Source organism: Rahnella sp. BIGb0236 (assembly GCF_004364755.1).
In the GTDB taxonomy this organism is placed as follows: domain Bacteria; phylum Pseudomonadota; class Gammaproteobacteria; order Enterobacterales; family Enterobacteriaceae; genus Rahnella; species Rahnella victoriana.
The window spans coordinates 200,009-213,821 of the sequence record NZ_SOAO01000002.1 but is presented as its reverse complement, the minus strand read 5'-3'; the positions used below and the strand labels follow the sequence as shown (position 1 = coordinate 213,821).

Genomic DNA, 13,813 nt, shown 5'->3' with positions numbered 1-13,813 from the left:
CGTATTATAGTATTTTGCCGTGTATCGCAATGTGGTGCAATGCATCGAAATTTACGTGATGTCGATCGTCTTTGCTATCCCATGACACCAAACCTGCCTTCTCACTATCGCCGCATCCATAAGCGGTGGAGTTAACTATGAATCAGTCAATCACGACGGCGCCTGCCGCTGCGATGCCTGTGCCACCGCCTTTTAACCTCAGGCTGGTGATCGGGCTGTTGGGCGTGTTGTTCGCCTCGTTGTGTTCAGGCCTAAATGACCGCGTCACCGACATCGCTCTGGCGGATGTGCGTGGCGCGCTGAGTATCAGTACCGATCAGGGATCCTGGCTGATTGGTGTGTATCAGGCAGCGGAAGTGTCGGCAATGATGCTGGCACCCTGGTTCGCCATGACATTTTCACTGCGCCGTTTCACCATTTTTATCACGCTGGGATTTGTCCTGCTGGCGGCGGTGTTGCCCTACGCCCCGAATCTGCCGCTGTTCATCGCCCTGCGCGCGGTACAGGGTATTTTCGGCGGTGCACTGCCGCCTTTGCTGATGACCGCCGCCCTGCGTTTTATGCCGCCGCAATACAAATTATACGGACTGAGTGCGTATGCCCTGACCGCCACATTCGGGCCTAATATGGCGACCTCGCTGGCGGCGATGTGGACCGATTACGTCGGCTGGGAGTGGGTGTTCTGGCAGGTGATCCCGCCGTGCCTGCTGGCAACCGCCATGATCACATATGGTCTGCCGCAGGACCCGTTGCGTTTTGAACGTTTTAAACAGATGGATGTGGTGGGTATGGTCGCCGGGCCGGGCGGCATTTCCCTGCTGGTGCTGGCCCTGCAACAGGGTGAACGTCTGGACTGGTTTCATTCGCCCCTGATCACGATGATGTTTTTTGCCGCCCTCGGGTTACTGACCATTTTTCTGGTTAATGAATGGCATCACCCGTTGCCTCTTTTCAAACTGCAAATGCTCAGACGGCATAATCTGGCGCATGGCTTAATTACGCTGTTTGCGCTGATGTTCCTGTTTTTATCCGGCTCAGCGTTACCTTCAAGCTATATGGAGCAGGTGGGCGGATTCCGCGCCGTGCAGGTCGGGCCGCTGGCGCTGACCATTGGCTTACCGCAATTATTGCTGGCGCCGTTAGTCGCTTTTGTACTGACCCTGCGCCGGGTTGACAGCCGTTGGGTGCTGGCCTGCGGGCTGGGTCTGGTGGGGCTTTCCTGCTACTGGGGGACGCATCTGACCGGCGTCTGGGCGCGCGATAACTTCTATGTGATCCAGATAATGCAGGCTTTCGGCCAGCCGATGGCGGTGCTCCCCATCCTGATGAGTGCGACCAGCGTGGTGCAGCCGCAGGAAGGACCTTTTGCTTCAGCAATGTTCAATACCACCCGCGGGCTGGGCAGCGTGATGGGCGCGTCGTTGCTGGCGGTGTTTGTCAGCCATCGGGAGCAGTTCCATTCCAATATTTTGCTCAATCATGCGGGCAGCGTGAGCTATCTGCTCTCCCAGCCTTATGCCGGCGACAGCAGTTTCCTCGCGCCTCTCAACGGCAGCGGCGCGGCCATTTCGACCGAAATCCTGTCCCGGTTTTCTCAGGGCGTGAAACAGCAGGCGCTGGTGCTGGGGCTGGCGGATACCTACAGGGTCATCATCGGGCTGGCGTTGTTCCTGATCCTGCTGGCCGCTGTTTTGCCCAAACGCACCTATCCGCCTCAGTCTCTGGTGCAACGCCCGTGAGTGACGCATCGCCTGAAAAATGTATTCCACTAATAAAAAAGCACGAGAGAAAAGAATCATGATAAAAACCTCACCTGTCCGCCTGAGCTGGCTGTTCGCCATCGTGGTGGTGATTTTTCTGGTTGTGATGGCCTTTTGGATACTCAGCGGGGATAGCAGACCGGTGACCGACGATGCCTTTGTTTCGGCGGATTCCACGCTTGTCGCGCCACGCATTTCCGGCACCCTTGCCGATGTTTATGTGCAGGATAACCAGACGGTAAAAGCGGGGGAGGTGCTGGCACGCATTGACGACCGTGATTACCGCAATGCGGTGCTGACGGCGCAAGCCAGTCTTGAAACGGCGAATGCGCAGATGCTCAGCCTGACCGCGCAGCTGGCGAAACAACAGCAAACGATTTTGCAGGCGCAGGCTTTGGTCAGCGCGGATGCGGCCAGCATTGCTTACGCGCGTCAGAGCGCCGACCGTTACAAACGTCTGCTGCAAAACGGCTCGGGCACGGCAGATGCGCGTGATGAGTCTGATGCCAATTTGCGTTCGAAGCTGGCATCACAGCAAAGCGACATCGCTGCGGCGCTGGGAGCAGAAAAACAGGTGGACGTGCTGAAGGCTGAACAGGCGCAAGCGAAAGCGGCTATCGATTCCGCCACAACGGCGCTGGCACAGGCCAGACTGAATCTTTCCTACACCGAAATCACGGCGCCGGTGGATGGCGTCGTCGGCCAGCGTTCGCTGCGTATTGGCGGATATGTGGCCGCCGGCACGCGCGTTCTGGCTGTCGTGCCGTTGAAAAGTGCTTACATCGTGGCGAATTATTTGGAAACCCAGCTGGGCGATGTGCAGCCGCAGCAGCCGGTGGATATCAAAGTCGATGCCTTGCCGGGAGTGGTACTGAAAGGCAAGGTGGACAGCATTTCTCCGGCGACCGGCGTGACGTTTTCGCCGATCTCTCCTGACAATGCCACCGGGAATTACACCAAAGTGGTGCAGCGTCTGGCGGTTAAAATCGTGCTCGATGGCGAACAGCCTGAGGCGAAACGTCTGAAAGTCGGCATGTCAGTGATCCCTACAATCCACACAACGACACGCTGACCGACGCATTTTGCAACAAAAAGGCGACCCTGTTGATGCCGGGTCGCCTTTTTTATGCGTGCTTAATCAGGTTCAGGATGTCTGATTTTGTGGCGGATTGGCATCTGAAGGCGCTTTTTTCGCCGGATGCTGGGGCTTGCCTGAGAACAGGAAGCGCAGGATCGGGATGCGCTTATGGACTTCGTAAAGCAGGAAGGCAATCCCGAAGACAAACACCAGTCCCAGCCAGAATCCCAGCCAGTCGCTGTGAATTTTTGGCGTAATGAACGCGCCATAAATCAGCGTTAAAGGGTGGTGGATCAGATAGATAAACAGCGACGAATTCACCAGATAGGTGATCCACGGCGCCTGGAAATTTAGCAGGTAATGGCTGAAGGAGAACACGACATTTACCATCAGGATCCCCAGCAGGGTAGTGATGATGGCGTCGATTTCCATCGAATACAGCTGCGGGGTATTCACATGTTGATTGAACATGTAAGCCGCGAACAGGAAGATGCTCGCCACGCCCGCTGTCGCCGACGGTTTCAGAAACAGTTCTTTCAACCAGGAGAATTTATAAGCAAACGCGCCGATGACAAAAAATGGCAGATAAAACAATGTCTGCATCACGATGAAATTAAACGCACCGTTCGAAAGCAAACCTGGCGCAAAAAGATACAAGCCCCGGTTGAACGTCGCGTAAATTAAACCGATAAATAAAAACAGAATTGAGAGTTTTCCTAAACTGTTTGTATGCCGTTTTATTAATTCAATGCGACTGCTCTTAATTTCTTTAATAAATTTGAACAGGTAAAAACAAATACTGGTCAGAATAACTAATGTTAAAAGGAACCATAAATGGGAGACCAGTTCCCAGACGGTGACATTAATTTTCTGATAGAAATCCATCGCATCCCAGTCTGAGAATTTGCTGGTGTACTTCATCAGGAAATAGAGTTGCGGAAGCGTGATGAGCGGGAAGGCCGCCGCCAGCGGGATGGCGACCCGCTCCAGACGCACCTTCAGCCACTGCTGCGGGTTGTAGCGCTCATACAGCATATAAGAGAAGTAACCGGAAATAACAAAAAACACCTGCATCCGGAAGGCGTGGATCACGTCATTGAATATCGTCAGGCCGTGCGAAGGTATTGCACTGTTTACTGCCCAGATATGGCTGGAGTAAATCAATGATATATGGAAAGGAATACCCAGCAGCATCAAATATGCGCGGATGGAGTCTAAGAAAAACTCACGTTGTGGTTTCTGTGGTTTCATTACGTATCCGTTGTATGTAGCTCATCCTAATTTTAGAGCGTAATTTGTCTTTAGGGGTAATTTGCGACGTAAGCAAAAATGACCATCGTTGACATTAGTTTAGTTTCTAACCTTAAAACATGCCTTGTTATAGGACAAGTTTCCATAGCCGGAGTTTCAACGAATTGATATCCTTGTACCCTGTTGCGCTTAAACGGTTCATCAATGGCTGAACCATCGACTGCTCAAGTTGTCGGAAACCTGACACTTCCCTTAAAATAGTTACAGTGAATGAGTTAAGCGCACGTAAAGGAGACAAGGTGTCGGATAAAAATTTTTCCATAGGGTCACGTATGATCAAAGTCCGTTTGCTAAGTGCCGCAGTGTTGATGACCATGTTCACCTCATCTGCCTGGGCTTTTTCTATAGATGATGTTGCCAAACAAGCGAAGGCATTAGCCGATAAAGGTTACGAAGCGCCGAAAAGCAATCTTCCGTCTCAGTTCCGCGATCTCAAATTCGCAGACTACCAACAGATTCAATTCAATCATGACAAAGCGTACTGGAAAAACCTGAATACGCCTTTCAAGCTTGAGTTCTACCATCAGGGCATGTACTTCGACACGCCGGTGAAAATCAACGAAGTGACGGCTAACTCTGTCAAAGAAATCAAATACAGCCCGGATTATTTCAACTTTGGCAACGTTAAGCATGACGCTGACTCAGTGAAAAACCTTGGCTTTGCCGGTTTCAAAGTGCTTTATCCGATTAATAAAGCCGACAAAGATGACGAAATTATGAGTGTGCTGGGTGCCAGCTACTTCCGCGTCATCGGTAAAGGCCAGGTTTATGGCTTGTCTGCCCGTGGTCTGGCGATCGACACCGCGCTGGCTTCCGGCGAAGAATTCCCGCGTTTTCGTGAATTCTGGATCGAACGTCCAAACCCGGATGAAAAACATTTAGTCATTTATGCATTGCTGGACTCACCGCGTGCGACCGGCGCTTACCGTCTGGATGTGTATCCGGGTAAAGAAGCCACGGTTGACGTGCAGTCTCAGGTTTATCTGCGTGACAAAGTGGGCAAACTGGGTGTGGCACCGTTGACCAGTATGTTCCTGTTTGGCGCAAACCAGCCTTCGCCTGTGCTGAACTACCGTCCGGCGCTGCATGATTCCAACGGTCTGTCTATCCACGCCGGTAACGGTGAATGGATCTGGCGTCCGCTGAATAATCCAAAACACCTTGCTGTCAGCCAGTTCTCCATGGAGAACCCGAAAGGCTTCGGTCTGCTGCAACGTGGCCGTAGCTTCTCTAACTTTGAAGATCTGGATGACCGTTACGACCTGCGCCCAAGTGGCTGGGTTGAGACGCAGGGCGATTGGGGTAAAGGTAAAGTCGAGCTGGTGGAAATTCCTACTGCCGACGAAACCAACGATAACATCGTGGCCTTCTGGACACCGGATCAGCTGCCTGATGCAGGCAAACCGCTGAGTCTGAACTATCGTTTACACTTCACCCGTGAAGAAGAGAAATTGCACTCTCCGGATCTGGCGTGGGTTGAACGTACCATGCGTTCTACCGGCGATGTGAAACAGTCGAACCTGATCCGTGAGCCTGACGGTAGCGTGGCTTTCCTGGTCGATTTTGTCGGTCCAAATCTGAAAGCCCTGAAGAGCGACACTCCGGTGGCGTCTCAGGTCAGCGTAGGTGACAACGGCGATCTGGTTGAAAACTCCGTCCGCTATAATCCGGTAACCAAGGGCTGGCGTCTGACGCTGCGCCTGAAAGTGAAAGATCCGAAGAAAGCGATTGAAATGCGCGCTTCTCTGGCCAATGGCGACAAAACTCTGAGTGAAACCTGGAGCTATCAGCTGCCTGCAAATGAATAAGTCAACGCACTCTACTCATGATTATGTAGAAGCTTTGCCGCTTACTGATGAACAGAAAGCGGTGCTCACTCAGCAGCTTCCCGCTGCGGAAGAGCAGGCTTTTGCTACCGTACATCACCGCTTAGGCGGTGATGTGACTGCCTCTGTTAACGCGGCCGATCCTGATGCGCCTCTGGTATCAGTGAAAGCCCGTGTTGGCGCAAGCTGGCCGGATGCCCTGGAAAAGGGCACGCTGGATGAAGTCGATAACGAAGGGCGTACCATTGCCAGTGCGATGCCGCCGGTGAAACGTTCCAGCATGTTCCCTGATGTCTGGCGCACCAACCCGGTGGGCCGTTTCTGGGATAACCTGATGGGGCGCAGTGCGGCTTCCCGCCACACCACTTCACATATGCCAGAGTCGGAAAAACGCTGGCGTCATGCCGGTTCCGTGCGCCGTTACATCCTGCTGGTGCTGATGCTGGTTCAGACGGCCATCGCCACCTGGTACATGAAAACCATTCTGCCTTATCAGGGCTGGGCGCTGATCGACCCGAGCGATATGCTGAATCAGGACTGGCAACAGTCGGTTCTGCAACTGCTGCCTTACGTGTTGCAGACCGGGATTCTGGTGTTGTTCGCCATTCTGTTCTGCTGGGTATCGGCCGGTTTCTGGACCGCACTGATGGGCTTTTTGCAATTGCTTATCGGCCGCGACAAATACAGCATTACCGCGTCGACCAAAGGCAATGAACCGCTTAATCCGAACAACCGTACTGCGCTGATCATGCCGATTTGTAACGAAGACGTGGAGCGCGTTTTCGCGGGTCTTCGCGCAACGTATGAATCAGTGAAAGCCACGGGCGATCTGGATCAGTTTGATATCTACGTACTGAGTGACAGTTACGATCCCGATATCTGCGTAGCGGAACAAAAAGCCTGGATGGAAGTGTGTCGTGACGTCGAAGGTCATGGTCGCATTTTCTATCGCCGTCGCCGCCGCCGTGTGAAACGTAAAAGTGGCAACATTGATGACTGGTGCCGTCGCTGGGGCGGGGAATATGCCTATATGGTGATCCTCGATGCCGACAGCGTCATGAGCGGTGAATGTCTGACCGGTCTTGCGCGCCTGATGGATGCCAACCCGAACGCCGGTATTATCCAGTCTGCGCCAAAAGCGTCAGGCATGGATACGCTGTATGCGCGTTGCCAGCAGTTTGCGACCCGTGTGTACGGCCCGCTGTTTACCGCCGGTCTGCATTTCTGGCAATTGGGTGAATCCCACTACTGGGGCCACAACGCGATTATCCGCGTGAAGCCGTTCATCGAGCACTGTGCGCTGGCGCCATTGCCGGGTGAAGGTTCATTTGCCGGTTCCATCATGTCTCATGACTTTGTGGAAGCTGCGCTGATGCGCCGTGCAGGCTGGGGCGTGTGGATTGCTTATGATCTGCCGGGCAGTTACGAAGAGTTGCCACCGAACCTGCTTGACGAGCTGAAACGCGACCGTCGCTGGTGTCACGGTAACCTGATGAACTTCCGTCTGTTCCTGGTCAAAGGGATGCACCCGGTTCACCGTGCGGTATTCCTGACCGGTGTCATGTCTTATCTGTCGGCACCGCTGTGGTTTACCTTCCTGGCGCTGTCTACCGCGTTGCAGGTGGTGCATACGCTGATGGAACCGCAGTACTTCCTGCAACCGCGTCAGTTGTTCCCGGTGTGGCCGCAATGGCGTCCTGAGCTGGCAATCGCCTTGTTCTCGACCACCATGGTGTTGCTGTTCCTGCCAAAACTGCTGAGTATCGTGCTGATCTGGGCGAAGGGCGCGAAACAATTCGGTGGCGCATTCCGCCTGCTGGTTTCGATGTTCCTGGAAATGCTGTTCTCAGTATTGCTGGCGCCGGTGCGTATGTTGTTCCACACCGTGTTCGTGGTCAGCGCGTTCCTGGGCTGGGAAGTGGTCTGGAATTCACCGCAGCGTGACGATGACGACACCCCGTGGGGCGAAGCCTTTAAGCGTCACGGATCTCAGCTGTTGCTGGGTGCGGTCTGGGCTGCCGGTATGGCGTGGCTGGACTTGCGTTTCCTGTGGTGGCTGGCACCCATCGTCTTCTCTCTGATCCTGTCACCTATCGTCTCTGTTCTGTCGAGCCGTGCGACACTGGGGATCAAGAGTAAGAAAGCCAAACTGTTCCTGATTCCGGAAGAGTACGATCCGCCGCGTGAACTGGTGGCTACCGAAGAATACCTGACGCTGAACCGTTCGCGTAAGCTGCAAAATGGCTTTATGCACGCGGTCTTTGATCCGGGCTTCAACGCACTGGCGACGGCGATGGCAACCTCCCGTCACCTGTTGCGTGAGACGGTAGAAAACGGCCGTCGTGCTCATCTGGAGCATGCGCTGAAAACCGGTCCTAAGGATCTGGGCAAAGCAGATCGTCTGATCCTGCTGAGCGATCCGGTGCTGATGGCGCGTTTACACTCGGCGGTGTGGACGCAACCTGATCAGCAGGCGTGGAGTGCTCACTACGCGCAACTGCCGCGCAATGTTCAGGCATTCCCTGTCACCCAGACGCTGGAAGTGAAACCGGCCTGAATGACATTGAGTGAATAAAAACGGGCAGCATGTGCAAACATGCTGCCCGTTTTCTTTGTGGTGAAAGACAGGTTACTCTTTAGCGGGTGGCGCAGGAATATTTACCTCCTCTTAACAAAAGCGGGACGGTATGCGTGCTAAGCTGGCCGCGCTATTCAGCGCTCCATAAAGCATTTCTTTTGAATTGAATCGACAGGTTGGGTGAGTGATTAAACGGGTTATTTTTCGGGGATGTATAGTGGCATTTGCTGTGGCAACGCTGACCGGATGCGGCAGTATTATCAGCCGTACTGTGCCGGGGCAGGGACATGGCAACCAGTATTATCCCGGCGTACAGTGGGATTTACGGGACAGCCCGTGGCGTTACGTCACTGTCATCGATGTCCCGCTGTCGATGATTGTCGACACCTTCATGCTGCCGGTTGACGCCCGCCACGGGCCTTACGAATAAACCGGTTTAGTCGATATCACGTCCCGGATAATCGTCTTCGTCGTCCCATTCTTCTGCGGCCGCTTCGCCTTCCTCGGTATCCAGCGGCGGCTCATGCTGAAACTCACCTTCATCCCATTCAAACAGCGTGGCTTCTTCCTGCCATTCCTCTTCCAGTTCTATCTGGTCATAATCTTCGTCAAAGATCGCCTGCGCCGCGGCACCGCTGCGGAAGGTCAGCGCCTCGATGGAATCCCCTTCACCACTGAGGAATTCCGCCTGCCACATCACATCGCCATCCTGCATGATGTATTTTTGCAGATTGAACTGATCCGGCACCGGCTCTTCATCGCCGTGAATTCTGTCCTGTGCGGCTTCGAGAAATTCTTCGCGGGCGGCATCAATAGCTTCTTCAAGCGTTGCGTACATGCTCATTGTTGTCTCCTGAGGTGAAAGGAACAGATGTGCAGCAAATAGCGTTATTAATGAACAAGTAACGGCCATCTGACAGTGAAAAACCTGATTAAATGAGTGTTGTCGATAACTGGCAGGATGCAAGTTTTCAGATGAAAAACAGACCATTTTTTTCTGCTATCCTCAGTTTCTTGCTTGCGATGTTGCGGCGGTTTTAAAAAAGGGAAGTGGAGATGGTTTCACGACAAGCAGTATTACGGGTCGCGCGCCCGACGGATAATCTTGAAAAGATAGCCCGCATGTATTCGCAGGGGTTGGGTTTTGAAATAATCGGCAGTTTTAACGATCATCAGGGGTTTGATGGCGTGCTGGTCGGGCATCCGCAACATCATTATCACCTTGAGTTTACCCATCATCACGGTTCCCAGGTGGGGCGTGCGCCCACCGAAGACAACCTTCTGGTGTTCTACATCCCGGATAATCAGGCGTGGCAGACGCACTGTGAACAGATGCTGCAGGCGGGTTTTATCATGGTGCCTTCGTTTAATCCCTACTGGGATCAGTGCGGGAAAACCTTTGAGGATATTGACGGCTATCGCGTGGTGCTTGCGTTAAGAGACTGGGCGGCATAACCACAAATGTCAGCAGAATTTCAGCTTTGCAAAGGCTGTGGGAGGAGAGGGTAAAAGTTTAGCAAACCGGCTACACGGGAAGAGTTTGAGGCATAAAGTGACCCTGAATTCTCAAGATAAGGTTAATGCTATGACAACACTTTCCCGCGCTTTACTCATGCCGCTGTGCGGCCTTGGCGTGTTATTCAGCGTAGCAAGCACTGCCGCTGAAAATGTGCATCCTCAGCCGCCGGTGGAACAGCCGCACGGTATGCCGCCTTTCCATGGCGAGGGGATGCTTCCTCCGCCACCGATGATGATGGGCTTTTGCCATCCGGGGCAGTTATTCTGTGCCAGTGTTGCCAGCGAAAACCCGACGGAAACCATTCAGAAACTGACATCAGTGTTGCCTGCGACCACCGCAGGCAAACATTACGAAGTGCGCCTGGCCGTGGTCGAAGTACCTGATCATATGGCAATGCCACCGCAGCCTGAAAAAGCTAAGTAAACCTCTCCCTGTGACGCCGGTCGGGATTTAATCGACCATCGCCTGACGCGGCCGGCGTTGCAGACACCAGTACGAATACACTGCATTGAACAACACCACCAGCGCCGTCACGCAAAACACGGTACGGAATCCGTAACTGGCCGAAACCGCCGCACCCAGCAGCGGGCCGGTGACGTTGCCCACATCACGAAACGACTGGTTATAACTGAATACGCGCCCGGCCACCTGATTGGTGCAGTTATAAATCAGCAGGGTCTGTACGGCGGGGAGCAGTGCGCCATCGCAGGCACCCAGCATAAATCGCAAAATTCCCAGTTGCAGCGGCGTTTGCACAAAGGCCATCGGGATCAGCAGCAGCACCGATATCGCCAGCATGGCCACCAGAATGCGTTCCGGCCCGATCCGGTCGCCGAGTTTGCCCAAACGGGGCGCACTCATCAGGGCGGCGACGCCGGGCACGGACGCAATCATCCCGCTGATAAATGCCAGATTCTGGGTATCACCCGCCAGTTCCCGGACGTATAACGTCAAGATCGGGGCGATCGACCCCGTCGCCACCTGAATAATCAGCGTGGTCACGAACAGACACAGCACCAGCTTGGGATTTTTCAGTGAGGCAAACACTTGCCTGCGGTTCAGCATGTCTTTTTTGTTCACCGGCACAAACTGCTCGCGAATGAAATACAGCGTCATCAGGAAACACAGGAAAAGCACCAGCGCCGTGATGAAGAATACCGGACGTAAACCGTAGCTGTCGGCCAGCAGACCACCGACCAGCGGGCCGATCAGTGCGCCGCTCACCGCACCGGTTGACAGTGTGCCCAGCGCCCAGCCGCTTTTGTTTCGCGGGATCTGGGTGGCGATCAGGGCATTGGCATTGGGCACAAATCCGCCGAGTAAACCGAGCAATGCGCGCAGGATCAGGAACTGCCAGATGTTTTGCGCCACGCCCATCAGCGCCATGACGATGGCCATGCCGAGTGCGGAACGCAGCAGCATGATTTTACGGCCTTTACGGTCGGCGAGTCCGCCCCAGAAAGGTGATGCGATGGCTGAAAACAGGAAGGTGATACTGAACACCAGTCCCGACCACATATTCAGGGATTCATGGCCGGTGACGCCGAGGGTTTCTACATAAAGGGGCAGGAAAGGCATGATCAAACTGAATGCGGCACCGGTCAGGAAGCAGCCAATCCAGGCGACATACAGATTACGTTTCCAGTTTATGGGTTCTGGAGCAGTTTCAGGTTCAGAGGCCGAAGTCATAAAATACCGAAAAAAGAGGTCAGATTCGCTCTGGAATGACAGACAGAAACAAGGCAGAGCACAAGTAACAATCAATTGGCATGATAATTATGCGCCTAATTATCATTCACTTCAATGATGTTAACGAAGTGTAACAGGTTAAATAAGATACAGGTTAACGCGTGCGGGCGGGATGAAGAAGATCAACAGAGCGGGCGAAAACGCAAAAAAAAACGGCCAGCGATAAGGCTGGCCGCGACAGACACAGAATTAAAAAACAACCAAAGAGTCAGACTCAACAGATAAAACGGGTATCAGCGCAGGGCTTCATTTTTCATTACAGAGTAACGGCCGCTGCCCAGGAACATGATCACCAGACCGCCGAAGAAGTACAGGGCTTCGCCTTCCAGTCCCCATGCACCGACTTCGGTGACGGTGAAGAATTTACCGCCGACCACCAGGAAAACTGCCACTAAAATGTTGAATGCCAGAACCAGCGCCGCAGGGCGGGTAAAGATGCCCAGAATAATCAGTACCGGCGCAATAACTTCACCGATGTACGCACCGTAGGCAATAAAGCCCGGCAAGCCGTCCGCCTGTAACATTTGGGCTATCCAGCCCACGCCATTTTCCATTTTTGCCACGCCATGAAATAACACCAGAATACCGAAAGTCAGGCGTAACAGAAGCTTACCGAAGTTCTGATGATCAACTGCACGGGTAAAAGCGGAATTCAGTTTAGCCAACATAATACGTTCCTTTTAAAGGTAACATGCCTTCGCAGAGGCGAGGGGTCACGCGGCTCCAAATTCAGCGGAGTAATCACGTGGAGAAATTATGCAGAGAGTATTGGCCTAAACGGGGCGGGATAAAATCTGATAAGTTTGAAGAAGTCTGTGAAAAAAATTGATGAAGCAAATCAAAAAACCGGACCCGTCGGGAAAGGACCGGTTTTCGGGGATTAATCGCTGAGGGCTTTATAGAGTGAAGGTTCACCCTGCGGACGCGTTTTGAACCGGCGGTGCAGCCACATGTACTGTTCCGGTGCCTGACGAATTTCATCCTCAACCACTTTGTTCATGTAGGCGGCAGCGACCACTTCATCATCCAGCGGGAAGTCAGCCACCTGAGGGTGAATGATCATCTCGTAGCCTTTGCCATTGGCGAGGCGACGCGGAGTGAAAGGGATGATGGCGGGTTTGCCCATCCGCGCCAGCAGATAAGTCCCGGTGGTGGTTGCCGCTTTGTCGACGGCAAAGAACGGCACGAAGACGCTGGCGCGCGGACCGTAGTCATGATCCGGCGCATACCAGATAATGTCGCCTTGTTTGAGGCTGCGGATCATCCCTTTGAGATCTTTACGATCCAGCATGCCTTTATTCGAACGCATGCGGCCTTTGGTCTGGATCCAGTCCATCAGCTTATTATCGTGCGGACGATACACCCCGACGCCAGGATTATGGATGCCGAAAATGCGTGCGCCCAGTTCCAGCGTCAGGAAGTGGACACCAATCAGCAGCACGCCCTGTTTGTTGTCGCGTGCGCGCTGAATATGCTCCAGACCGCTGACTTTAAACCAACGCTCGATGCGCCAGTCAGGCCAGAACCACGCCATGCCGGTCTCAAATAATCCCATCCCCACGGACTCGAAGTTTTTCACCACCATGTCTTCCCGCTGTTCCGGGTGCATGTCGGGGAAACACAATTCGATATTGCGTTGAGCGATTTTGTAACGGCGTTTCAGGAAGCGCATGGAGAAGCGACCCAGTCCGGTACCGATGCGATAAATCACCGGATAAGGCAGTAATACCATTGCGTACAGCAGCCCCAGACCCATCCAGGTGAGCCAGTAGCGTGGGTGCAGTAACGAACAGTTAAAGGTAGGTACCTGAGTCATAGATTCTCTGCGTCAATGTATCGAAGTAGAAAGTTTATAAGCTCTGTCTAGTGCAGCAGCCTGCCACAGAAATACGGCCACATTTCAATACGAAATGCGCATTGTCCGATATCTTTTGCAGCAAAGTGACACATTGTGGCACTTTTTTTGAATGAGGTGAAAATTCACGGCACTAA

12 protein-coding genes are annotated in these 13,813 nt (G+C 53.4%); 7 read left to right on the top strand and 5 right to left on the bottom strand.

Annotation, left to right across the window (positions count from 1 at the left end; translation table 11 throughout):
• Nucleotides 1-137 precede the first annotated feature (137 nt).
• The gene (locus tag EDF78_RS04420; protein WP_133822653.1) at nucleotides 138-1,739 is read left to right on the top strand and encodes an MFS transporter; all 1,602 of its coding nucleotides are present in this window, start codon (nucleotides 138-140) and stop codon (nucleotides 1,737-1,739) included.
• A gap of 58 nt (nucleotides 1,740-1,797) precedes the next feature.
• Nucleotides 1,798-2,832, top strand: coding sequence for an HlyD family secretion protein (locus EDF78_RS04415; protein ID WP_133822652.1), 1,035 nt, complete (start codon nucleotides 1,798-1,800; stop codon nucleotides 2,830-2,832).
• A gap of 72 nt (nucleotides 2,833-2,904) precedes the next feature.
• On the opposite strand, the gene mdoC is transcribed toward EDF78_RS04415, so the two are convergent.
• Nucleotides 2,905-4,089, bottom strand: a complete 1,185-nt coding sequence (mdoC, locus tag EDF78_RS04410; RefSeq protein WP_095921313.1) for a glucans biosynthesis protein MdoC — start codon at nucleotides 4,087-4,089, stop codon at nucleotides 2,905-2,907.
• A 332-nt stretch (nucleotides 4,090-4,421) separates the two neighbouring features.
• Between mdoC and EDF78_RS04405 the strand changes: the two genes are divergently transcribed.
• From EDF78_RS04405 to EDF78_RS04395, 3 genes are all read left to right on the top strand, one after another.
• Nucleotides 4,422-5,957 carry a glucan biosynthesis protein G gene (locus EDF78_RS04405; RefSeq protein WP_119827424.1) on the top strand — a complete coding sequence of 512 codons (1,536 nt, stop codon included), beginning with the start codon at nucleotides 4,422-4,424 and terminating at the stop codon, nucleotides 5,955-5,957.
• Nucleotides 5,950-8,532, top strand: a complete 2,583-nt coding sequence (gene mdoH / locus EDF78_RS04400) for a glucans biosynthesis glucosyltransferase MdoH (protein ID WP_133822651.1) — start codon at nucleotides 5,950-5,952, stop codon at nucleotides 8,530-8,532. The genes EDF78_RS04405 and mdoH overlap by 8 nt, the downstream gene beginning before the upstream one ends.
• A gap of 205 nt (nucleotides 8,533-8,737) precedes the next feature.
• Entirely contained in the window at nucleotides 8,738-8,983 is a 246-nt protein-coding gene (locus EDF78_RS04395; RefSeq protein ID WP_095921315.1) for a YceK/YidQ family lipoprotein, read from the top strand.
• A 6-nt stretch (nucleotides 8,984-8,989) separates the two neighbouring features.
• Here the strand turns inward: EDF78_RS04395 and EDF78_RS04390 are convergent, their stop codons facing one another.
• Entirely contained in the window at nucleotides 8,990-9,397 is a 408-nt protein-coding gene (locus EDF78_RS04390) for a MysB family protein (protein WP_095921316.1), read from the bottom strand.
• A gap of 212 nt (nucleotides 9,398-9,609) precedes the next feature.
• Here EDF78_RS04390 and EDF78_RS04385 point away from each other — a divergent pair, with 212 nt between their 5' ends.
• Nucleotides 9,610-10,008 (top strand): VOC family protein, encoded by a 399-nt coding sequence (locus tag EDF78_RS04385; protein ID WP_133822650.1) that lies wholly within the window; start codon nucleotides 9,610-9,612, stop codon nucleotides 10,006-10,008.
• A 130-nt stretch (nucleotides 10,009-10,138) separates the two neighbouring features.
• Complete coding sequence (locus EDF78_RS04380) at nucleotides 10,139-10,495, top strand: hypothetical protein (RefSeq protein WP_133822649.1); 357 nt, start codon at nucleotides 10,139-10,141, stop codon at nucleotides 10,493-10,495.
• A 27-nt stretch (nucleotides 10,496-10,522) separates the two neighbouring features.
• On the opposite strand, the gene mdtG is transcribed toward EDF78_RS04380, so the two are convergent.
• The 3 genes from mdtG to EDF78_RS04365 all read right to left on the bottom strand — a co-directional run bounded on the left by mdtG (nucleotide 10,523) and on the right by EDF78_RS04365 (nucleotide 13,637).
• Nucleotides 10,523-11,761, bottom strand: a complete 1,239-nt coding sequence (gene mdtG, locus EDF78_RS04375) for a multidrug efflux MFS transporter MdtG (protein WP_095921319.1) — start codon at nucleotides 11,759-11,761, stop codon at nucleotides 10,523-10,525.
• 293 nt (nucleotides 11,762-12,054) lie between these two features.
• On the bottom strand, nucleotides 12,055-12,489 hold the full coding sequence (locus EDF78_RS04370; protein ID WP_095921320.1) for a DoxX family protein: 435 nt from the start codon (nucleotides 12,487-12,489) through the stop codon (nucleotides 12,055-12,057).
• A gap of 212 nt (nucleotides 12,490-12,701) precedes the next feature.
• A complete protein-coding gene (locus tag EDF78_RS04365) occupies nucleotides 12,702-13,637 on the bottom strand; it encodes a Kdo(2)-lipid IV(A) acyltransferase (protein WP_133822648.1) in 936 nt (311 codons plus the stop codon).
• Between the last annotated feature and the right edge of the window lie 176 nt (nucleotides 13,638-13,813).